The organism is Massilia sp. Root133, assembly GCF_001426525.1.
GTDB classification, from domain to species: Bacteria; Pseudomonadota; Gammaproteobacteria; order Burkholderiales; family Burkholderiaceae_D; genus Telluria; species Telluria orientalis.
The window spans coordinates 19,490-41,139 of record NZ_LMEW01000014.1; the positions used below are offsets into that span (position 1 = coordinate 19,490).

Annotated in this window: 21 protein-coding genes; 13 read left to right on the forward strand and 8 right to left on the reverse strand. The window is 69.8% G+C overall.

The window, feature by feature from the left end:
- Window positions 1-121: 121 nt before the first annotated feature.
- The 13 genes from ASD28_RS14025 to ASD28_RS14085 all read left to right on the forward strand — a co-directional run bounded on the left by ASD28_RS14025 (window position 122) and on the right by ASD28_RS14085 (window position 12,793).
- The gene (locus tag ASD28_RS14025; protein WP_056128778.1) at window positions 122-772 is read left to right on the forward strand and encodes a cytochrome c3 family protein; all 651 of its coding nucleotides are present in this window, start codon (window positions 122-124) and stop codon (window positions 770-772) included.
- Complete coding sequence (locus ASD28_RS14030; RefSeq protein ID WP_056128781.1) at window positions 769-3,513, forward strand: 4Fe-4S dicluster domain-containing protein; 2,745 nt, start codon at window positions 769-771, stop codon at window positions 3,511-3,513. The genes ASD28_RS14025 and ASD28_RS14030 overlap by 4 nt, the downstream gene beginning before the upstream one ends.
- Window positions 3,510-4,874, forward strand: coding sequence for an NrfD/PsrC family molybdoenzyme membrane anchor subunit (gene nrfD / locus ASD28_RS14035; RefSeq protein WP_056128782.1), 1,365 nt, complete (start codon window positions 3,510-3,512; stop codon window positions 4,872-4,874). Before ASD28_RS14030 ends, nrfD begins: the two co-directional genes overlap by 4 nt.
- Window positions 4,871-5,407: a DUF3341 domain-containing protein gene (locus ASD28_RS14040; RefSeq protein WP_056128785.1), complete on the forward strand. Its 537-nt coding sequence runs from the start codon at window positions 4,871-4,873 to the stop codon at window positions 5,405-5,407. The genes nrfD and ASD28_RS14040 overlap by 4 nt, the downstream gene beginning before the upstream one ends.
- Window positions 5,404-6,012: a cytochrome c gene (locus tag ASD28_RS14045; RefSeq protein WP_056128788.1), complete on the forward strand. Its 609-nt coding sequence runs from the start codon at window positions 5,404-5,406 to the stop codon at window positions 6,010-6,012. The genes ASD28_RS14040 and ASD28_RS14045 overlap by 4 nt, the downstream gene beginning before the upstream one ends.
- The gene (locus tag ASD28_RS14050) at window positions 6,009-7,016 is read left to right on the forward strand and encodes a hypothetical protein (protein ID WP_200948792.1); all 1,008 of its coding nucleotides are present in this window, start codon (window positions 6,009-6,011) and stop codon (window positions 7,014-7,016) included. Before ASD28_RS14045 ends, ASD28_RS14050 begins: the two co-directional genes overlap by 4 nt.
- On the forward strand, window positions 7,009-7,329 hold the full coding sequence (locus ASD28_RS14055; RefSeq protein WP_056128791.1) for a hypothetical protein: 321 nt from the start codon (window positions 7,009-7,011) through the stop codon (window positions 7,327-7,329). The genes ASD28_RS14050 and ASD28_RS14055 overlap by 8 nt, the downstream gene beginning before the upstream one ends.
- Window positions 7,326-8,081 (forward strand): SCO family protein, encoded by a 756-nt coding sequence (locus ASD28_RS14060; RefSeq protein ID WP_056128794.1) that lies wholly within the window; start codon window positions 7,326-7,328, stop codon window positions 8,079-8,081. Before ASD28_RS14055 ends, ASD28_RS14060 begins: the two co-directional genes overlap by 4 nt.
- Window positions 8,071-9,021, forward strand: coding sequence for a cytochrome c oxidase subunit II (coxB, locus tag ASD28_RS14065; RefSeq protein WP_056128797.1), 951 nt, complete (start codon window positions 8,071-8,073; stop codon window positions 9,019-9,021). Before ASD28_RS14060 ends, coxB begins: the two co-directional genes overlap by 11 nt.
- Window positions 8,996-10,579 carry a cytochrome c oxidase subunit I gene (gene ctaD / locus ASD28_RS14070; protein WP_056128800.1) on the forward strand — a complete coding sequence of 528 codons (1,584 nt, stop codon included), beginning with the start codon at window positions 8,996-8,998 and terminating at the stop codon, window positions 10,577-10,579. Before coxB ends, ctaD begins: the two co-directional genes overlap by 26 nt.
- Entirely contained in the window at window positions 10,576-11,220 is a 645-nt protein-coding gene (locus ASD28_RS14075) for a cytochrome c oxidase subunit 3 (protein ID WP_056128802.1), read from the forward strand. Before ctaD ends, ASD28_RS14075 begins: the two co-directional genes overlap by 4 nt.
- Window position 11,221: 1 nt before the next feature.
- The gene (locus ASD28_RS14080) at window positions 11,222-11,548 is read left to right on the forward strand and encodes a cytochrome C oxidase subunit IV family protein (protein WP_229412098.1); all 327 of its coding nucleotides are present in this window, start codon (window positions 11,222-11,224) and stop codon (window positions 11,546-11,548) included.
- A gap of 93 nt (window positions 11,549-11,641) precedes the next feature.
- Entirely contained in the window at window positions 11,642-12,793 is a 1,152-nt protein-coding gene (locus ASD28_RS14085) for a GGDEF domain-containing protein (RefSeq protein ID WP_156403759.1), read from the forward strand.
- A 1-nt stretch (window position 12,794) separates the two neighbouring features.
- On the opposite strand, the gene ASD28_RS14090 is transcribed toward ASD28_RS14085, so the two are convergent.
- The 8 genes from ASD28_RS14090 to ASD28_RS14125 form a co-directional block, all read right to left on the reverse strand.
- A complete protein-coding gene (locus ASD28_RS14090; RefSeq protein ID WP_056128806.1) occupies window positions 12,795-13,589 on the reverse strand; it encodes a YdcF family protein in 795 nt (264 codons plus the stop codon).
- Between the two features lie 75 nt (window positions 13,590-13,664).
- Window positions 13,665-14,261, reverse strand: coding sequence for a PEP-CTERM sorting domain-containing protein (locus ASD28_RS32765; protein ID WP_056128808.1), 597 nt, complete (start codon window positions 14,259-14,261; stop codon window positions 13,665-13,667).
- 50 nt (window positions 14,262-14,311) lie between these two features.
- Complete coding sequence (locus tag ASD28_RS14100; protein ID WP_056128810.1) at window positions 14,312-15,556, reverse strand: family 1 glycosylhydrolase; 1,245 nt, start codon at window positions 15,554-15,556, stop codon at window positions 14,312-14,314.
- Window positions 15,557-16,714: an alpha-hydroxy acid oxidase gene (locus ASD28_RS14105; protein WP_056128813.1), complete on the reverse strand. Its 1,158-nt coding sequence runs from the start codon at window positions 16,712-16,714 to the stop codon at window positions 15,557-15,559. It abuts the gene before it with no gap.
- 10 nt (window positions 16,715-16,724) lie between these two features.
- The gene (locus tag ASD28_RS14110; RefSeq protein WP_229412097.1) at window positions 16,725-18,374 is read right to left on the reverse strand and encodes a GMC family oxidoreductase; all 1,650 of its coding nucleotides are present in this window, start codon (window positions 18,372-18,374) and stop codon (window positions 16,725-16,727) included.
- Entirely contained in the window at window positions 18,350-18,961 is a 612-nt protein-coding gene (locus ASD28_RS14115) for a gluconate 2-dehydrogenase subunit 3 family protein (RefSeq protein WP_056128820.1), read from the reverse strand. Before ASD28_RS14115 ends, ASD28_RS14110 begins: the two co-directional genes overlap by 25 nt.
- Entirely contained in the window at window positions 18,958-19,857 is a 900-nt protein-coding gene (locus ASD28_RS14120; RefSeq protein WP_082577235.1) for a hypothetical protein, read from the reverse strand. Before ASD28_RS14120 ends, ASD28_RS14115 begins: the two co-directional genes overlap by 4 nt.
- The gene (locus ASD28_RS14125) at window positions 19,854-21,641 is read right to left on the reverse strand and encodes a thiamine pyrophosphate-requiring protein (protein WP_056128822.1); all 1,788 of its coding nucleotides are present in this window, start codon (window positions 21,639-21,641) and stop codon (window positions 19,854-19,856) included. Before ASD28_RS14125 ends, ASD28_RS14120 begins: the two co-directional genes overlap by 4 nt.
- Window positions 21,642-21,650 lie beyond the last annotated feature (9 nt).

The following is a 21,650-nucleotide window of genomic DNA, read 5'->3' on the forward strand; positions in this document are numbered from 1 at the left end:
TTCCACAATCAAATTAGTTTGTACAAATGCTTGCTGCCCAGCGGTAACGTGTGCGGTGTTGCATGATTGACAGCCTATACTGCGTTCGTGTGTTCCGGATCCACTACCGTTCTCATGCACGATGACGCCACCGTTCTCCCGTTCCGCAGTCCTGCTCGTCAAGCTGATCCTGCTGGGTCTGCTGGTCGGGGTCGCAACGTGGATCGCGCTGGCCCGCTGGACCATGTCGCCGCGTAACATGACCTTTGCCCCCGTCGCCCAGCCTATCCCGTTCAGCCACAAGCACCACGTGGCCGACGACGGCATCGATTGCCGCTACTGCCACACGTCCGTGGAGAACTCGGCCACGGCCGGGATGCCGTCGACGTCGGTCTGCCTCAGCTGCCATTCGCAGCTGTTCCTCGATTCGCCGCTGCTGGCCAAGCTGCACGAAAGCGCCCGCACGGGCAAGCCGCTCCACTGGGCGCGCGTGCACGACCTGCCGGACTTCGTCTATTTCGAACACGACATCCACGTGGCCAAGGGCGTCGCCTGCATCGAGTGCCACGGGCGCGTGGACCAGATGCCCATCACGTGGCGCACGGCGTCGCTGGAGATGCAATGGTGCCTGCGCTGCCACCGCGACGCGCCCAACCATGTGCGGCCGCTGAACCAGGTGCTGTCGATGGCGCCGCAAAAGCCGCTCAGCGCGGACGAGATCCGCCAGCTGAACCGCCTGTACCACCTGCGCGATGCCCAGGCGCTGACCAATTGCTCCACCTGCCACCGATGAAGACGCATCCTGTTTTCCCGATCGCCCAGGACGAACCGGCACGGCGCCGCTTCCTGAAGCTGATGGCCGCATCGGCCGCGCTGGCGGGCGCCGGGTGCAGCGGGCCGCCGGGCGAAACCATCGTCCCGTACGTGACGATGCCGGAGCAGGGCGTGCCGGGCCTCCCCATGTTCTATGCCACCGCGTTCGTGCGCAACGGGCTCGCGCACGGCGTGCTCGTGGAATCGAACATGGGGCGGCCGACGAAGGTCGAGGGCAATCCGGACCACCCGGTGAGCGCGGGCGCCACCGACGTGTTCGCGCAGGCGTCCATCCTGCAGTTGTGGGACCCGGACCGCTCCCAGGCCGTGTTCCGCGGCGAGGAGATGGCGACGTGGGGCGCGTTCGAGGCCGCGCTGCAGGCACGCCGTCCCCGCTTCGAACGGGACGGCGGCGCGGGCTTGCGCATCCTGACGGGCACCGTCACGTCGCCCACGCTGGCGGCGCAGATCGCGGCGCTGCGGCAACGGCTGCCGAACCTGCGCTGGCACGCGTGGGACCCGCTGCACGACGACGGCGCCGCGCACGCGGCGCAACTGGCGTTCGGCCGGCCGCTCGATCCGGTGTACCGGCTGGACGAGGCGCGGGTCGTGCTCGCGCTGGATGCCGATTTGTTCGGCACGCTGCCCGGCAGCCTGGCGCACGCGCGCGCGTTCACGGCGCCGCGCCGGCTGGGAGACGCGCCGGACGCGAACCGCCTGTACGTGCTGGAGGCGACGCCCACGTTGACCGGTGCCTATGCCGATGCGCGCCTCGCGCGCGCGCCGCACGAGATCGAGGCCGCGCTGATGCGCATCGCGGCCAGGCTTGGCGTGGGCGCCGACCCGGGCCGCGGCGCCGATGCGACGCTGGACCGCTGGGAGGCGGCGGTCGTGAAGGCGCTGGACGGCGCGCGCGGCGCGGCACTCGTCGTCGCCGGCCCGAACGTGAGCCCGGCCGGCCGCGCGCTTGCCCACGCGCTGACCCAGCGCCTGAACGGTCCGCTCGCCTTCATCGAGCCGGTCGAGCGCAGCCCGCTGGACCACGGCGCGTCGATCGCCGCGCTGGCCGACGACCTGCGCGCCGGCCGCGTCGACACCTTGCTGATGCTGGACGCGAATCCGGCCTACGATGCGCCCGCGGACCTCGATTTCGCCGCGCTGCTGCAGCGGGTACCGCTCGCCGCCCACCTGGGCCTGTACCGTGACGAGACCGCGCGCGCGGCCGGCTGGCACCTGCCGATGGCGCACTGCTACGAAGCGTGGAGCGATGCGCGGGCGCACGACGGCACGGCGAGCATCGTGCAACCGCTGATCGCGCCGCTGTACGGCGGCCGTTCCGCGCACGAGATCCTCGCGCTGCTGGACGGCGCCGGGACGCGCAATGGCCACGCGCTCGTGCGCGCGACGTGGGGCGGCGAGGAAGCGGCGTGGCGCGACAGCCTGCGCCGGGGCAGCGTCGCCGGGAGCGCCGCGCGTCCCGTGGCCGTGCCCGGCGTGCGTCCGCCCGGACCCATGCCCCTGCCGGCCGCGCCGCCGCTCGTCGCCCTGTTCGCGCCCGACCCGGCCGTCGACGGCGGCGCCTTCGCCAACAACGCGTGGCTGCAGGAGTTGCCGCGGCCCCTCACGTCGCTCACGTGGGACAACGCGGCGCTCATCGGCCCGGCGACGGCGCAGCGCCTCGGCCTCGCCGACGGCGCCGTCGCGCGGCTGCGCGTGGAGGGGCGGACGGTGGATGCGCCGGTGCTCGTCGTGGCGGGGCAGGCCGAGGGCGTCGTCACGCTGCCGCTGGGCTATGGCCGGCGCGCTGCGGGCGGCGTCGGGGAGGGCGTCGGCTTCGATGCGTACCGGCTGCGCACCCGCGTTTCCCTGCCCGCGCTGACGGTCGAGCGCACGGGCGGCACGCACGATCTCGTGGTCCGCCAGAAGGAAGTCGACATGCAGGGCCGCGACCCTGTGCACGTACGCGAACTGGCACGCGAGCGGCCGGAGCAGGCGTCGATGTATCCCGAACGCGAATACAAGGACTACAAATGGGGCATGGCGATCGACCTGAATGCGTGCATCGGCTGCGCGGCATGCACGATCGCGTGCCAGGCCGAGAACAACATCCCCGTCGTCGGCAAGGAGGAAGTGGCGCGGGGCCGCAGCATGCACTGGATCCGCGTCGACCGCTACGTGGCCGGCCCGCGCACCCTGTTCCAGCCCGTGCCGTGCATGCATTGCGAGCACGCGCCGTGCGAGGAGGTGTGCCCGGTCGGCGCCACGATGCACGACAGCGAAGGCCTCAATGTGCAGGTCTACAACCGCTGCATCGGCACGCGCTTCTGCTCCAATAACTGCCCGTATAAAGTCCGGCGCTTCAACTTCCTGCAGTACGCGAACCAACAGGTGGAAAGCCTGAAGGCGCTGCAGAACCCGGAAGTGACCGTGCGCCGGCGCGGCGTGATGGAGAAATGCAGCTACTGCCTGCAACGGATCACCCGCGCCCGGATCGAGGCCGAGAAGGCGGGACGGCGCATCCGCGACGGCGAGATGGCGACCGCGTGCCAGGCCGTGTGCCCCACGCGCGCGATCCGCTTCGGCGACTTGAACGACCCCGCCAGCGACGTCGTCGCCGCGAAGGCGTCGCCGCTCGATTACCACCTGCTGGAAGAACTCAACACGCGCCCGCGCACGAGTTACCTGAGGCGCGTGCTGAACCCCGATCCGGAGCTGGAATGAGTACCCCGGAGAATGCCGACGTGCTGCGCCCCGGCTGGGGCTATGCCAGCGTCACGGACAAGATCGCGGGCATCGTCCTCACCGGCCATTTCGGCTGGCGCTGGTGGACGGCGTTCCTCGTCGCGTCCGCGGGCGTGTGCGCGCTGCTGGCCGCCGTTTCCTGGCTGCTCGTGAAGGGCATCGGCATCTGGGGCGTCGACATGCCGGTCGCGTGGGGCTTCGCCATCGGTAACTTCGTGTGGTGGATCGGGATCGGCCATGCCGGCACCTTCATCTCCGCCGTGCTCCTGCTGCTGCGCCAGAAATGGCGGACGTCGATCAACCGCTTCGCCGAGGCGATGACGCTGTTCGCGGCGGGCATCGCGGGCCTGTTCCCGATCCTGCACCTGGGCCGGCCGTGGTTCTTCTACTGGCTCGTGCCTTACCCGAATGTGATGAACGTGTGGCCGCAGTGGCGCAGCCCCCTGGTCTGGGACTTCTTCGCCATCGCGACCTACCTGACCGTGTCGCTGCTGTTCTGGTACGTCGGCCTGATCCCGGACCTCGCCACCCTGCGCGACCGCGCCGGCCAGCGCGGCCAAAGGAAAAGCCAGGTCGCGTACGGCCTGCTGGCGCTGGGCTGGCGCGGCGAGGCGCGGCACTGGGCGCGCTACGAATGGGCGTATCTGCTGCTGGCGGGCCTGGCGACGCCGCTCGTCGTGTCGGTGCACACGATCGTGTCGCTCGACTTCGCCGTCGGGAACACGCCCGGCTACCACTCGACGATCTTCCCGCCATACTTCGTCGCCGGCGCGCTGTTCTCCGGCTTCGCGATGGTACTGACGCTCGCGATCCCGCTGCGCGCCGCGTTCGGCCTGCAGGATTTCATCACGGGCCGCCACCTCGCCAACGCGGCCAAGGTGCTGCTGGCCACGTGCTGGCTCGTGAGCTACGGCTACCTCGCGGAGATCTTCACGTCGTTCTACAGCGGCGACATCTACGAGCGCTACATGACGATCAACCGTTTCACGGGGCCGTACGGTCCCGTGTATCTGGCCATGCTGGCCTGTAACGTGCTGGTGCCGCAGCTGTTCTGGTTCCGGCGCGTACGTCACAGCGCGGCGCTGCTGTTCGTGCTGAGCCTCGTCATCAACTGCGGCATGTGGATGGAGCGCTTCCTCATCGTCGTCACGTCGCTGCACCGCGACTACCTGCCGTCCGCGTGGGGCATGTTCTATCCGACGCGCTGGGACTGGATCACCCTGTTCGGTTCCATCGCGCTGTTCGTCTGGCTGTTCCTGCTGTTCGTGCGCTTCCTGCCGCTGATCTCGATCGCGGAGATGCGCGAGCTCGTACGCGAATCGGCGAAGGGGGAGGCATGAGCGGACCGGCCATGTACGGCCTGCTGGCCGAATTCCCCAGCGCGGACGCCCTGTGCGCGGCCGCGCGCCATGCGCGCGACAACGGCTACACGCGCGTGGAGGCCTACTCGCCGTTCGCGATCGAGGGGCTGGACGACATCGTCGGCGCCGACAAGGGCTGGATCGCGCCGCTCACGCTGCTGGGCGGGATCCTCGGCGGGGCAGGGACTTACTTCCTGCAATGGTATGCGGCCGTCGTCGACTACCCGATCAACATCGGCGGCCGGCCGCTGCACAGCTGGCCCGCGTTCATCCCGGCCACGTTCGAGATCACGATCCTCGGCGCGGCCGCGGCGGCCGTGCTCGCGATGCTCGTGCTGAACGGCTTGCCGCGGCTGTACCATCCGCTGTTCGAGGTCGAGGAATTCGAACTGGCGAGCCGCAACCGCTTCTTCCTGTGCCTGCCCGCGCGCGACCCCGTGTTCGCGCCCGGCCCGGCGCGCGACCTGCTGGAAGGGCTGCACCCGCTGCTGCTGCGCGAGGTGCCGGCATGAAGCGCATTCCGCTTCTTCTGCTGTTTGCGCTGTCGTTGTGCGCCATGGCCGGCTGCGAAGGCGCGAAACAGGACATGTACGACCAGCCGCGCTATAAAACGTACGCGCCGAGCCCGCTGTTCGAGGACGGCGCGTCCGTACGGCCCCCCGTCGCCGGCACGGAGCCGCGTGCGCGGGGCGCCTTCGCCGACAGTTCCGGCGGCCGCGCGGGCACGGACCTCGTGCGGCGCGACGCGCTGGCGGAAGACGCGCAGGCGAACCCGTATCCCGTCGACATGGCCCTGCTGAAGCGCGGCCAGGACCGCTACATGATCTATTGCATGCCGTGCCACAGCCCGGCCGGCGACGGCGACGGCCTCGTCGTGCGGCGCGGCTTCCCGGCGCCGCCGACGTATCACCAGGACCGCCTGCGCAACGCGCCCGACCGCCACATCTACGACGTCATCAGGAATGGCTACGGCGTGATGGCGCCGTACGGCGACCGCGTGGAGCCTGCCGACCGCTGGGCCATCGTCGCCTTCATCCGCGCGCTGCAACTGAGCCAGCATGCGGACGCGGCGAGTCTGCCGCCGGACGTGCGCGCGCGCCTGGGAGGCCAGCCATGAAGGCGCGCACGCTCCTGGTTCTCGCACTCGTCGCCGCGGTCGCCGGCTGGCGCCTCGACCCGCGCGCGCTGCTGGCCAGCTATCTCGCCGCGTGGTGGTTCATCACGGGCGCGCTGCTGGGCGGTCTCGCCAACGTGTGGCTGCACCAGCTGACGGGCGGCGCGTGGGGCGAGACGATCCGCGGTCCGCTGCTGCGCGCGGCGCGCTGGCTGCCGCTCGCGTGCATCCTGTTCCTGCCGGTGCTGCTGGGCGCACCGCTGCTGTATCCGTGGCAGCACGCCGTGCAGGAGGACGCGTTCCGCCAGATGTGGCTGAGTCCCGTCTTCTTCACGATCCGCAGCGTCGGCTATCTGCTGCTGTGGACCTTGCTCGCCATCGTCGAGACGCGGGCCCGCACGCGGTCGCCATTGCGCGCGGCCCTGTGCCTGGTCGCCTACGGCTTTTCCGTGAGTCTCGCGGCCGTGGACTGGATCATGTCGCTGCAGCCCGAGTGGTACTCCAGCGTGTTCGGCTGGCTGGCGGGCACGGGCCAGATGCTGACCGGGCTCGCGCTCGCCGTACTGCTGATCGACCGCGGCGCCGCGCGCAAGCGCCTGCCCGACCTCGGCAACCTGCTGATGATGTACGTGCTGACGTGGGCGTATCTGGCCTACGTCCAGTTCCTGATCATCTGGGCCGCGGACCTGCCGCACGAGATCGCGTGGTACCTGCGCCGCGGCGCGCCCGGCTGGCAGGCCGTCGCGTGGGTGCTCGTCGTCGGTCACTTCGCCGGGCCGCTGTGCATCCTGCTGTCGCGCCACGCGAAGACCGCGCCCGCGCTGATGGGCGTGCTGGCCGGCGCGCTGCTGGCGGCCCACCTGCTGGATTGCTGGTGGCTCGTGCTGCCGTCCGTCGAGCACCTGACGCGGCACTGGCTGTGGCTGGCGCCGCTCGTTGCGGCCGGGTTCGGACTTGCGGCGTGGGTCGCGTTGGAACGAACGGGAAAGGAGGGCGCTCATGCCTGACTACACGGGCGGCGATCTCGATCTGCGCGGCCTGCGCGTGGGCGCGTACATCATCGTGGGCGGCATCGCCTGTGCGCTCGGCGCGGCCGCGCTGATGCTGCGCGAGCAGCCGCCGGCCGCGAACACGCCGCCGCACGCATTCGCCGGCAAAGCGCCGCTGCTGCAGCCGGCTCCGCAGCCCGACCGCGCCGCCTACTTCGAGGAAAAGCGCCGCGCGACGCAGGCCTATGGCTGGGTCGACCGCGAGGCCGGCATCGCCCGGATTCCGCTGGACGAGGCCATGAAGCTGATGGCGGCGAAGGGGGCACGATGATCGCCGCACTCGCATTCCTGCTGATGCTTGCCTGCGGCCCGGCCGCCGCGCAGGCCCTGCAACTGCCGCCGCCCCCGGCCGCGCGCTTCGACCCCGTGCCCGGCACCCGGCTGCCGCTCGACGCCGTGCTGCGCGACGATGCCGGGCAACCGGTCCGGCTGGCCGCGTTGTTCGACCGTCCGGTGGTGCTGGTGCCCGGCTATTACACCTGTCCGAACCTGTGCAGCACCGTGTTCGAAGGCGTGCTGCAGGCGCTCGCGCTGTCCGGGCTCGCGGCCGGGGAGTACCGGCTGGTCGGCCTGTCCATCGATCCGCGCGATGGCGCCGCCGCGGCCACGGAGCGGAAGCGGGCGTATGCGGCGCTGCTGCCCGGCGGCGCGCGCGATCTCACGCTGCTGACGGGCGATGCGCAAACGCTGGCGCGGCTGGAGAGCGCCCTGGGCTACCGCACCGTGGCGGACACGGATACGGGCGAGCTGGCCCACGCGGCCGGCTTCGTCGTGCTGGACACCGACGGCCGCATCGCGCGCGCCTTCTCCGGCGTGCGCTTCGATCCGGCCGCGCTGCGCGCCGCGATCAGGACGCCGACGCCATCGTTCGGCGAGCAGGTGCTGATGCTGTGCGCGCACTTCGCCCCCACGTCCGGCCGCCACACGACGGGTGCGCTGGCGTTCGTGCGCGCGGGCGTGCTGCTGTTGCCATTGCTGTTCCTGGGCTGGCTGTGGCGGCGGGGAGGGCGGCGTGCGTCCTGAATTCCACCTGCTGCCGGCGGACGCCGCCGCATCCGCGACGCGCCTGGACAGCCTCGCCCTGTGCCTGCTGCTGCTGTGCGGTGCCGTCGCGCTGGTGCTGTTCGTGCTGATGGTCGGCTTCTCGATCCGCTACCGGGCCGGTTCCAGCGCGGATCGCACGCACGTGCCGAAGAAGGGGCTGCCCGTCGAAATCGCGTGGACCGTGATCCCGCTGCTGCTGTTCCTCGGGATCTATGCGTGGGGCGCGATCGACTACGTGAAGCTGTACCAGGCGCCCGGCAATGCGATGCCGGTGTTCGTCGTCGCGAAGCAGTGGATGTGGGAGGCGGAGCACCGCAACGGCCGCAGGGAAAAGGGCCAGCTGCACCTGCCGCTGGGCCGGCCGATCCGCATGGTGATGACGTCGCAGGACGTGATCCACAGCTTCTTCGTGCCGGACTTCCGGGTGAAGCAGGACGTGGTGCCGGGCCGCTACACGTCCATCGTGTTCACGCCCAGCCGCACGGGCGAATACCGGCTGTACTGCGCGGAGTACTGCGGCACGGAGCACGCCATGATGCTCGGCCGGATCGTCGTCATGCAGCCGGCGGCGTTCGCGCAGTGGCTGGACGCGGGGCCGCGCCAGCCGGGCATGGCGGCGCGCGGCTACGCACTGTATCGCCGCTACGGCTGCAGCGGCTGCCACGACCCGGGTTCGAACGTGCACGCGCCCGACCTCACGGGCCTGCTGGGCCGGCGCGTGCATCTCGCGGATGGCCGCGAGCTGACGGCCGACGAGCCGTACGTCCGCGATTCCATCCTCGTGCCCACGAAGGACGTCGTCGCGGGCTACGCGCCGATCATGCCGTCGTTCGCGGGGCAGATCGGCGAGGAAGACATCCTGGCCATCATCGAATACATCAGGGAGAGCGCGCATGACGAGCTACCTCGCGGGCGGTGACAGGCTGACCGACTGGCTGACGACGCGCGACCACAAGCGCATCGCCGTGCTGTACGCGATTTCCATCACCCTGTTCTTTTTCCTCGGCGGCGTGGCGGCGGCATTGATCCGCCTGGAGCTGGCGACGCCGCAGGGCGACCTCGTCAGCGACGACACGTACAACAAGCTGTTCACGGCACACGGCATCATCATGGTGTGGCTGTTCCTGATTCCGTCCATCCCCGCGGTGCTGGGGAATTTCCTGATGCCGCTGATGATCGGCGCGCGCGACCTCGCATTCCCGCGGCTGAACCTCGCGAGCTGGTACCTGTACATGGCGGGCGGCGCGATCGTGCTGTGGGCGCTGCTGGCGGGCGGCGTCGACACGGGATGGACGTTCTACACGCCGTTCTCGTCGATGTTCTCGAACTCGCACGTCGTGGCGGCGCTGTGCGGGGTGCTGGTGCTCGGGTTCTCGTCGATCCTGACGGGGCTGAACTTCATCGTCAGCGTGCACACGCTGCGCGCGCCGGGCCTCGGCTGGTTCCGCCTGCCGCTGTTCGTCTGGGCGAACTACGCGACGTCGCTGATCCTCGTGCTGGCCACGCCCGTGCTGGCGATGACCCTGGTGCTGGTCGCGATCGAGCGGCTGTTCCAGGTCGGGATCTTCGACCCCGCGCTGGGCGGCGACCCGCTGCTGTTCCAGCACCTGTTCTGGTTTTATTCGCACCCGGCCGTGTACATCATGGTGCTGCCGGCGATGGGCGTCGCCAGCGAGATCATCCCGTGCTTCGCGCGCCGGCCCGTGTTCGGCTACCGCTTCATGGCGTACGCGATCCTCGCCATCGCCGTCATCGGCTTCCTCGTGTGGGGCCACCACATGTTCGTCAGCGGCCAGTCGATGTACGCGGGGATGGTGTTTTCGCTGCTGTCGTTCCTTGTCGCGATCCCGTCCGCGATCAAGGTGTTCAACTGGACGGCCACGCTGTACAAGGGCAGCATCCGCTTTTCCGCGCCGATGCTGTACGCGCTGGGTTTCGTCGGCCTGTTCACGATCGGCGGGCTGACCGGCCTGTTCCTCGCGGCGCTCGCGCTGGACGTGCACCTGTCCGACACCTATTTCGTCGTCGCTCACTTCCACTACATCATGGTGGGCGGCTCCGTGATGGCCTACCTGGGCGGCATCCACTTCTGGTGGCCCAAGGTCACGGGCCGGATGTATTCGGAGACGTGGGGGAGAATCGCGGCCCTCGTCATCTTCGCCGGCTTCAATCTGACGTTCTTCCCGCAATACCTGCTGGGCTATGCGGGCATGCCGCGCCGTTACCACAGCTATCCGGAAGAATTCCAGCTGCTGCACGTGCTGTCGTCCGCGGGCGCCGTCACGCTGGCCATCGGCTACCTGATGCCGCTCGGTTACCTCGCATGGTCGCTGCGCCATGGCGCGCGGGCGCCGGCGAATCCGTGGCTGGCCACGGGGCTCGAGTGGCAGACGGCGTCGCCGCCGCCCGAACACAATTTCGCGACGCCGCCCATCGTCGTGCGCGAGCCGTATGCCTACACGCCGGAGGGGCCATGAACGCGCCGGTCCTGGAACCGCAATTCCGCGACCACGCGCAGCAGGACTTCGCGCGCTCGTTCGGCATGTGGGTATTCCTGTCCAGCGAACTGCTGTTCTTCGGGCCGCTGCTGTTCGGCTACCTGTACCTGCGCATGCACCACCCGGAAGCGACGGGCATGGCCAGCCGCCACACGGACATGCTGCTGGGGACCGTCAACACGGCCGTCCTGCTGACCAGCAGTTTTTGCATGGCGCTGGCCGGCCACGCGGCGCAAAAAGGGAACGACATGCGCGATCGCCGCCGCGCCGCCCGCCTGCTGGCACTGACGGCGGCGCTGGGCATTGTCTTCCTCGCCATCAAGGGCATCGAATGGCACCGGGAATTCGACGAGCACCTGTTCCCCGGCGTGGGGTTTCATCCGTCCGACGGCGGGGACGCGGGCACCGTCTACGGCATGGAGCTGTTCTTCTTGTTGTACTTCGCCGCGACCGGCCTGCACGCGCTGCACCTGTTCATCGGCGTGTCGGCCTGCCTGTGGCTGATGCGCGGCCCGCGCGCGGAAGCCGTGGAACTGGTCGGCCTGTACTGGCACTTCGTCGACGTGGTGTGGATCGTCCTGTACCCGTTGCTGTACCTGACCCTGCGCTCGGGAGGCTGACGTGGACCGGACCGTACGCCCCCTCGTGCTCACGTGGCTGGCGCTGATGGCGCTGCTGGCCACGACGGCCGCGTGCGCGCTGCTGCGCCTGGGCTGGCTGAACACGGCGATCAGCCTCGCGGTGGCGCTGGCGAAGGCGTTGCTGGTGGCGTTCGTGTTCATGCGCCTGAAGCGCGCGCCCGCGCTGCTGCGGCTCGCGGCCGTCGCGGGCGCCGTCACGCTCGCGCTGCTGTTCGGGCTCGCGCTGACGGATTACGCGACGCGTACGGAACTCAAGGCGCCGTGGCAACAGCCGGCGACGGTGGCGCCGCGGCTGGGGAGCCGGTAGGTGTTGTAAGTAAATTTCCGTATGGAAAATTTAGTTACCTTGAATTAAAATGACGGGTTGCCGCCATTCGCCCCGCTTCCACCGAATCCCGTCGTGTCGCCCCAAGATCCCCACCGTCCCAACCTGGCCATCGACTGCCGCCGCGCCGAATTCGCGGACCCGGCCAGCGAGTCACGCTTCACGCGCCAGTTCCTGCCCGAGCGGAACCGCCAGCTGAAGGCCAGCCTGCTGTTCGCGGCCGCGTTCTACGTCGCGTTCGCGGCCACCGATTTCGCCACCCTGGGCGACACGGCGATCGCGTGGATGCTCATGGGCCTGCGCAGCGTCGTGGCGCTCGTGGGCCTGGGCTGCTTCGCGGCCATCGTCCGCCACCCGCGGTCGGTGCGCGTGTCGATCCGGGCCGCGTGTACCCTGCTCGTCGCCGCGCTGGCCGTGTTCATGGTCGTGTGCTGGTTCCAGCCGCAGGTGCTGGCGTGGAATGCGATGTCGCAGGCGCTGATCCTGATGGCGGTCTACGTGAATTTCCCTAATCGTTTCATCTACGCGGTGGCGATCGGCGTCGGGTCGAGCATCGTGTTCGCCGCGATGCTGGCCATCCAGGGCAATCTGCGGGCGGACGACCTGCTGACGCTCGTGCTGCTGCTCGTGATGGGCAATGCGCTCGGCTACATCGCGGCGCGCCGGTTCCACGTCGCCCAGCGCGAACAGTTCCGCGCCTCGCTCCAGCTGCAGCAGCTGGCCGACCGCGATCCGCTGACGGGCTGCCACAACCGCCGCTTCCTGCAAAAAGGCCTGTTGAACGCGGAGCTGGAGCGCACGCGCCGCTACGGCGCGCCGCTGTCGGTGGTCTTGTGCGACCTCGACCATTTCAAGCGCATCAACGACACCTACGGCCACGCGGCCGGCGACCAGGTGCTGGCGGACTTCGCCGGCCTGCTGCTGTCGCTGACGCGCGACACGGTCGACAGCGTGATCCGCTACGGCGGCGAGGAATTCCTGCTCGTGCTGCCGCAGACGGACCTCGCGGGCGCGCAGGCGCTGGCGGAACGCATCCGCGCGGCCTTCGCCGACGCGCCCGGCGCAACCATCAAGGCGACGGCGAGCTTCGGCATCGCGTCCGTGCCCGCGCAGGCGCCGGTGCTGCCCGCATCGTCCGAAGCGCTGATCGGCGCCGCGGATGCGCAGCTCTATGCCGCCAAGCGGGGCGGGCGCAACATGGTGTGCGCGACGCTCGCCGGACCCTGAATCAGCGGCCGCCGGCCGCGCGCACGCGGTACCAGGCGAGGCCGATCCATTCGTACGTCGCATACCACGACCGGCGCATGCCCTCCGCGCTGGGCACCCAGGCGTGGATCGACAGCGGCTGGCGGCCGAAGAACATCGTGGGCGCGCTGACGACGTCCAGCCCGGCGCGCGCGAACACGGCGCTGGCGCGCGGCATGTGCATCGCGTCGGTGACCAGCAGGATCCGGTGGATGCCGTCCGCGCGCAGGATGGCGGCGCTGAAGGCCGCGTTCTCCGCCGTGTCGCCGGAGCGGTCCTCGAGCCACTTCACCGGCACGCCGAAATCTTCGCGCAGGGCGGCGGCCATGCTGTCGGCTTCCGAGGCGGTCCGGTTACCCTTGTCGACGCCGCCGTTGCCGCCGCTGACGAGGATGGGCAGCCCCGTCTTGCGCTGCAGGTGCGCCGCATAGCGCAGGCGCGCGAGGGCGATGTAGTCGGGGATGTCGCGGTCGCCGTATTCGGGAGCATGCCGCACGCGGCCCGCCGCTAGCACGACGATGGCCTGGGCGCCGGCGCGCTCGGGTTCCTGCAGCGGGGCCGTCAGCCGTTCCAGCGGTGCGACGAGGAGCGCCGCGCCGCCCGTGGTCGACAGGAATGCCAGCAGCGCGAACCCGGTGCCGGCGACGATGCGGCCGGCGCGCGGCCGGCGGCGCCACAGCACGAGGCCGATGACGATGACGAGGAACAGGCTGGCGGGCGGCAGGATCAGGCCGCGCGGGATCAGGTTGACGATGTCGAGCAGCGGTGCAAAAGTCATGGATCGTGGGCGTGATGGTGGCGCCCGGAGTAGACCGCAGCCGGGCCGCCGCGTCAAGCGGCCCGTGACCGGCAGCTAGGTCTTGCGCCGGCGCGCGGCGGTCGCACCCGCGAGGCCGAGGCCCAGCAGCGCCAGCGTGCCGGGTTCCGGCACCGGGTTGCCGGTGCCGTCGTCGACGAAGCTTGCGGTCCAGTAGCCGGCCGTGGGAAAGCCGGCCCACGGGCTGCCGTTGTTCAGTGCGTTGAACTGGTCCTTCACGGCATTGCCCACCGGGTTGCCGACGGTGATGCTGAGGAACGTGGTCGCATCGTTGATCGACGCTCCAGCGTACGCGATGACGGCGAGGCCCTGGCCCGGATCCTGGTACTGCAGCGCGCCCGAGACGGGATCGACGGGGACGGAAAACGTCCAGCCGATGATGCTGGCGGTGGTGTTGTCGAACGCGAGACCGGGGTACGCCATCTGGATATTCGTGATGTCGTTGTAGCCGATGGCGCCCGCCTGGACGACGCTCGCGGCGACGTCGAACGTGGCGTACGTCGGCTGGCCGACGTGCGGGCCGAACCCCTGGCTCGTCGTCGTCCAGCTGTACGTGTAGACCGGCGCGGCCCACGCCGTGCCGGCGCACAGGCAGAGTAGTGCCGTGAATCTCTTGATTGTCGCGATCGACATGTCGATACCCCTTCAAAGAGTGGATGCACATTGCGGGGTATTGACAAGCATCAATCGTGCCGTGACTTTTTGTCGTTGATAGTCAATGACTTGTGATAAGCGTCGGCGCCGCCTGTCAAGTTTGTCGACAGTCGTCCATTCCATGCCGCGATCAGGTCGCGGTACGCCGTCCCGACGGGCCGGATGCGGCGGTCCAGGTCGTACAGCCCGCGCGGATTGACGATGCCGCGCGCCTCGCGCAGTTCGATGTGCCAGTCGACCTGGTCGGTCAGCGAATACCACGTGAAGCCGGCGACGGGCACGCCGCTCCGCATCAGGCTGCGCACGTGGGCCCACTGGCAGCGCAGCCACTCGCGGGCTTCGTCGCCGTGCGGCCCCTGGTCGAGGTTCGTTTCCGTGTGCATCAGCGGCAGGCCGTAGCGCTGTGCGTACTCCTGCGCAATCATCGCGTACCCAAGTGTTTCGCCCGCATCGCGCGCCGTGCCGTCGGGGGCGACGTCGTGTTCGTTCGTCATGTAGTAATCGGTGCCGAGGATGCAGTGGTGGCGCAGCGCGTGTTGTTCGAAGAATTCGCATTCGTCCGGCGTCATGCCGTGCGCCAGCACGAACTCGCGCTGTACCGGCTCGAGCGGGCGGCCGTAGTTGAAGTCGAGCGACAGGAAGCGCAGCCGGTTGCGCCGTTCGGCTTCCGCGACGGCGTCGGGATGCGGCGCGTGGAAGTATTCGCTCGATTCGCTCTGGATGAACACCGCGTCGGGACGCAAGGTCACGATCTCGTGCATCGCCAGCACGTTGGCACGGGCCAGGTGCTTCAGCGCCGTGACGTACGACCGGAAATCGCGTGCCTGCTCGTTCCACCACCCGAACAGCGCGGAGAATTTCGCGCACACGTACATCTCGTTGACGGGCGTGTACAGCCGGATCCACGGATAGCGCGTCGCGAAGGCGCGGGCATAGCCCTGGAACAGCGCGGGAAAATCGGGATTCTGGAAGTTGCCGATCCAGTCCGGCACGCAGAAGTGGCACAGGTCCGCGACGGGTTCGATGCCGCTCCGGCGCAGCGCGCCGAACGCCTGGTCGGCGAATTCCCAGTCGTAGCGGTCCGGCCCCAGCCATGTGCGGTACAGCGGCACGCCGTAGCGCAGGGTGCGGATGCCCAGGTGCGCCACGAGCGCGAAGTCCGTCCGCCATTGCCCGTAGTGGCCGCATTCTTCCATCTGGTCGCGGCGGATGCGGCCAACGGCGATCGTCGGCGCGCTGTTCTCGATTCCGGTGGCGAACATGAACGGCAGCATTCAGCGCCTCCCCAGCGGCGGCTGCGCGGTGACGACGCCGGGCTCGATGCGCTGCAGGTTGTCGAGGCCCGTGAGCAGCATGCAGTCCTGCAGTTCCTGTTCCAGCAGGGTGAGGGCGCACGTGACGCCTTCGCGCCCGCGCGCGGCCAGGCCGTACAGCCACGCGCGTCCGGAGAGGCAGGCGTGGGCGCCGAGGCCGATCGCCTTGACGATGTCGCCGCCCGTGCGGATGCCGCCGTCGAACAGCACTTCGATGCGGTCGCCCACGGCATCCACGATTTCCGGCAGCACGGAGATCGACGACGGCGCGCCGTCCAGCTGGCGCCCGCCGTGGTTCGACACGATGATGGCGTCCGCGCCGATGTCGATGGCGGTGCGCGCGTCGTCCGGATTCATCACGCCTTTCAGGATCAGCTTTCTCTGCCATGTCGCGCGCACCCGGCGCGCCGTGTTCACGTCGAACGAAGGATCGAACTGCTCCTCGATCCACTTCGACAGCGAGCCGATGGAGCCGGCCTCCTTGATCTCGTGCTCGAAATTGCCGAACGTATGGCGCTTGCTGCCCGCCATGTTCGCGAGCCAGCGCGGGTGGCCCACCATCTGCATGATGTTCGCCGGCGTCAGGCGCGGCGGCACCGCGAGGCCGTGCTTTTCGTCGGCCCAGCGCTTGCCCTGCGTGTGCAGGTCGATGGTCAGCACGAGCGCCGAGCAGTTCGCGTCGTGGGCGCGGCGCATCAGGCTTGCGTTGACCTTGTGGTCCTTCATCAGGTACAGCTGGAACCAGAACGGTTGATTGATCGCCTCCGCCACGTCCTCGATGGAATTGATGGAGCACGTCGACAGGCAGAACGGCACGCCGAAGTCCACCGCCGCGCGCGCCGCCTCGCATTCGCCGTTGGCCCACGTGAGGCCCGCGAGGCCAGTCGGGCCGAGGGCGAGGGGGATGCGCGCCGGGTCGCCCGCCATCGTGACGCGGGTGTCGCGGTGCGACACGTCGCGCAGGCTGTGCTGGCGCAGGGCCAGTGCGCGCATGTCGTCCAGGTTGCGCTGCACGGTCAACTGCTGTTCGCTGCCGCCGTGGATGTAGTCGAACACGACGCCGGGCAGGCGTTCGCGCGCGAGGCATTCGAGGTCGAAGATGCTGGCTACCTTGCTCATGTCGTTGTCCTTACAATTCCCCGCGCGCCGCGAGCGCCTGGATGCGCGCGCCCATGCGGCAGGCGAGGGCCTGGATCGTCAGCGACGGATTCACGCCGCCCGCCGTCGGGAACAGCGAGCCGTCGCAGATCCACAGGTTGTCCACGTCCCAGCTGCGGCCATCCGCGTCGACGACGCTCGTCTCCCGGTCGCTGCCCATGCGGCACGTGCCGAGGATGTGGCTCGTGTCGTCGCTCGTCCAGGTGTCCTTGCCGCCGGCCGCCGCCAGCATCTCGCCCATGAAGCGGCGCGCGTGGTCCTGCATGCGGCGGTCGTTGGCGGCATATTCGAACGTCACGTGCGCAACGGGCAGGCCGTGGCGGTCGCGCACGTCCGCCAGTGCCACGCGGTTGCACGCGCGCGGCTCCGTCTCGGCGACCGCGACGAGGCCCGCCATGTGGTTGTAGTCCGCCATCTCGCGGCGCAGCGCCATGCCCCACAGATGCCGTTCCGTCACGAGCAGCTGGGCCCACGCGCGCGGCAGCGGGCCCTGGCTCATGAAGGCGTAGCCGCCGTGGAAGTCCTTGCCCGCGTCCGTGTAATTCCAGTGCTCGCACACGGCCATGTTGGGCGGGCCCTTGTACCAGCGGATGGCTTCGTCGAACCGGGCCCACACGCCGGGGCCGGCGTGCGTCGTCAGGTGCGTGCCGACGAGGCCCGAGCCGTTCGCGAGGCCCTGCGGGAAGCGGCCGCACGCGGAATTCAGCAGCAGGCGCGGCGTCTCGATCGCATAGCCGGCCACCACGACGTTGCGCGCGCGCTGGAAGCGCCATGCGTCGTTGCGGCGATAGTGCACGCCCGCCGCGCGGCCGTCGGCGCCGAGTTCGATGCGGCCGGCCATCGCGAGGTCGCGCACTTCCGCGCCCGCCGCCAGCGCGCGGGGAATCCACACGATCAGCGCGCTCTGCTTGGCGTTCGTCGCGCAGCCGAAGTTGCAGAAACCCCGGTAGACGCAGGGCGGCGACTTGCCGCGCGGTGCGGACACGGTCGCCAGCGGCACGGCTGACCACTCGATGCCCATCTTGTCCGCGCCGCGCGCGAGCACGAGGCCGGCCGCGTTCATCTCGTGTTCGCGATAGGGGTAGCGGCGGCGCGGCGGTCCCCACGGATAGCGCACGGGTCCGGACACGGCCAGCGCCCGCTCCGCCTCGTCGTAATAGGGCGCCAGGTCGTCGTAGGTGATGGGCCAGTCGAAGCCGTAGCCCAGTTGGCTGCGCGACCGGAACCACTCGGGCCGGAAGCGCAGCGAGATCATGCTGAAGTGGACGGTCGACCCGCCCACGCCCCAGCCGGAATTGTTCCCGCCGAGGGCCAGCGCGTCGGTGCCGCCGGACAGCCGTTCTTCCAGCCAGTACAGCTGTTGCTGCGCTTCCTCGTCCGACGCGAAATCCTCCAGCGGGCGCCAGAACGGGCCCGCTTCCAGCACGACGACGGAAAAGCCGGCCTCCGCGAGCTTGCACGCGAGCGTGGCGCCGCCGGCGCCGGCGCCGACGATGACGAAATCGACGGCGTCATCGTCGTCGTATTCGCGCATCGTCACCCAGCCCCCACGCTCGTACACGTCGGGGGCGCGGCCGCCGCCTGTCCGCGGCGCGATCACCGCGCCTCCTTCGCTTCCCACGGGTCGCGGCTGTCGAACCCGAGGCGCACGTATCCGCGCGGGTTCGCCGGCCCGCCGAAGCCGATCTCGTTCCAGGCGAGGGGATGCGCGTAATAGAAGCCGGCCGCCGTCTTGAGCAGGTGGTGGATGAAGAAGCGCTGCGCATCGAGGCCCTGCCAGCCGGGAGACACGGCGCGGCCGCCTTCGAGGGCATGCAAGACCGCGTCCTGCGCGTCCGCATCGAGCCGGACGAACGGCCGGTCGTGCAGCCGCCGCGCCTCGTCGTCGACGGCGGCCAGGCCCTGGCGCCAGGCGGCGCGCAGCGGGGGCATGTCGGGATGGCGGTAGCCTTCGCCGCGGTCGTCGTGCAGCATGGCGTCGATCCACGGCGTGATCGGGATCGGTTGCGCGCGGTCGGGCTGGGGCAGCAGGCGCGCGTTGATCGCGTCCAGCAGGTCCCACTCGTCCTGCGTCAGCCAGCGCCGGGGCGGCACGTCATCCAGCCGGGCCGCGAGCGTCTTGCGGGTGATGCCGTCGAACGACGGGCTGTCCCACTTGGCCAGCACGTCGTAGCCGGGAAAGCGCGCTGTGGGAGCGTCCTCGTTCATGGCCGCTCCTGCACCGTGCGCAGCGCCAGCGCGGCCCGGCCAGCGAGTGCGAGCGCGGAAAAGCTGGGCGGCGCCGGCAGCGGCGGGCCGGCAAGCAGGTTCTGGCTCCAGTTGCGCCAGCCGCCCATCTGCCTTGCGATGCCGCGGGCGTGGAAAACCATCCCCAGCGCGCCCAGCCACGTGCACGCCTTCAGCAGCGCGTCCGTCAGGCGGCGCGGTCCCGGCCGGCCGGGCAGCGCCGCGCCGGCCAGCAGCACGGCCGCCGCGGGCGGCACGCTGACCGGCAGCCACATCGCGGGATGCTGGAACGCGCCCCGGAAATGCAGCAGCGCCGCTTCCGCGCTCGTGCCGGTGAGGCCGAACGCGGCCAGGCCGCACAGGGCGCGGCCGGACGGCAGGCCGGCGAGCGTGGGTGCGCCGGCGGCGACGGGACGGGCGGCGAGGCCCAGCACGCCGGCCAGCGTGAGCGCGGCGGGCGCGCCGAGCGGCGCCGCATAGAACAGGTTCGCCCACGACAGGCCGCCGGGCCGGCGCAGCACGTTGTACGCGTGGAAGCCGAGACCCGCCGTGCCGACGGCGCAGGCGGTCGCATACGGTGCGGAAGCGGGCTTCGCGCGCAACGCACAGCCCAGCACGACGGCCGCGCTGGCGAGCGGCGCGAACATGCCGGGATTCTCGAAGCCGCCGCGGTAGTGTTCCAGCGCGCTGTCGCTCAGCACGGACGCGGCCAGCAGCGCGGCGGCCTGGTACAACCGGTGCGCGGTACGGTCGGGTGCGGGCGGTGGAGGCGCGGGCCGGCGCCGTTGCAGCAGCAATGCGCCCAGCGCCAGGCCGAGGGCGGCGGCGCCGAGCGCACGCGCCGCGGGGCGCGCGTGGGCGGGCGCCGCCGCGTTCACTTCTTGTCTCCGGGGAGGATGGTGCTGAGCACCTGCTTCGCCACGCCGGCCAGCATCGATCCTTCGCTCGGGTCGCCCTTGGCGATCGTCGTCATGAAGTGCCTGGCCTGCTCCAGCGTGATGTGCGAGGGCAGCGGCGGCACTTCCGGGTCCGTCTTGAATTCGAGGACGACGGGCCGGTCGGCCGCCAGCGCCTCGCGCCACGCTTCGCCCACCCGGTCGGGATCGTTGCAGAAGATGCCCTTCAAACCGATCAACTCGCCGAAGCGGTGGTAAGGGACGTCGGGGATCTGCTGCGTCGCCTCGAACTTCGGATTGCCTTCCATGACGCGCTGTTCCCACGTCACCTGGTTCAGGTCCTGGTTGTTGAAGACGCACACGATCCAGCGCGGGTCCTTCCACCGCGTCCAGTACTTGGCCACGGTGATCAGCTCCGCCATGTTATTCATCTGCATGGCGCCGTCGCCGACGAGCGCGATCACGGGTCGGTCCGGATGCGCGAACTTGGCGGCGATCGCATATGGCACGGCCGCGCCCATCGATGCGAGTCCGCCGGACAGCGAATACATCTGGCCCCGCTGCACCTTGAGGTCGCGCGCATACCAGTTGGCGCAGGAGCCGGAATCGCTCGTGACGATCGCGTCGCGCGCCAGCAGCGGCGACAGTTCGTAGCACACGCGCTGCGGATTGATCGGGTTCGCGGACGCGAGCGCCCGTTCTTCCAGCGTCTTGTACGACGCGCGCACTTCCTGTTCGATCTTCGCGCGCCAGTCGGTGTCGGTCTTGTCCTTCAGCAGCGGCAGCAGCAGGCGCAGGGTCTCGGCGCTGTCGCCGTGCAGGTTGACCTCGGCCGGGAAGCGTATGCTCAGCATCGTCGGGTCGATGTCGATCTGCACCGCGCGCGCCTTGCCTTCCTTCGGCAGGAATTCCGCGTACGGGAAGCCCGTGCCGATCATCAGCAGGGTGTCGCAGTCGTTCATCATCTCCCAGCTGGCTTTCGTGCCGAGGATGCCGATGGAGCCCGTCACCCACGGCAGGTGGTCGGGCAGGGCGGCCTTGCCCAGCAGGGCCTTGGCGCAGCCGGCCTTCAGGCGCTCGGCCACGGCGATGACTTCGTCCGTCGCCTGCAGCGCGCCCGCGCCGACGAGGATCGCCACCTTGCTGCCCGCGTTCAGCACGTCGGCCGCGCGTACGAGATCGGCCTCGTACGGAACGACGCGCGGCTTCGTGTAGCCGATGCCGGAAAACACGGAGCCGTGCTTGCGCGGCGGGTCTTCGTACGGCTTGTCCTGCAGGTCGCTCGGCAGCACGACGACGCTGACGCCGTTGCGGCCCAGCGCCGTGCGCATGGCGCGGTCGAGCAGGTGGCGCACCTGCGACGGCTGGCTCGCCTCGTACACGTAATCCGCCACGTCCTGGAACAGGCGCTCCAGGTTCAGCTCCTGCTGGTAGTGCGCGCCGCGCGCCGTCGTCGGCGCCTGGCCGCAGATGGCGAGCACGGGCACGTGGTCGCACTTGGCGTCGTACAGGCCGGTCACGAGGTGCGCGGCACCGGGGCCGCCCGTCGACAGGCACACGCCCGGCTCGCCCGTGAACTTGGCGTGCGCGGCGGCCATGAACGCGGCCATTTCCTCGTGCCGCACCTGGATGAACTGGATCTTGCCCTCGGCGCGGTCCAGCGCGCCCAGCACGCCGTTGATGCCGTCGCCGGGATAGCCGAAGATGGTCCGGACGCCCCATTCATACAGGCGTTCGACGAAGAAGTCGCCTACGGATTTGCTCATGTCGTGTCC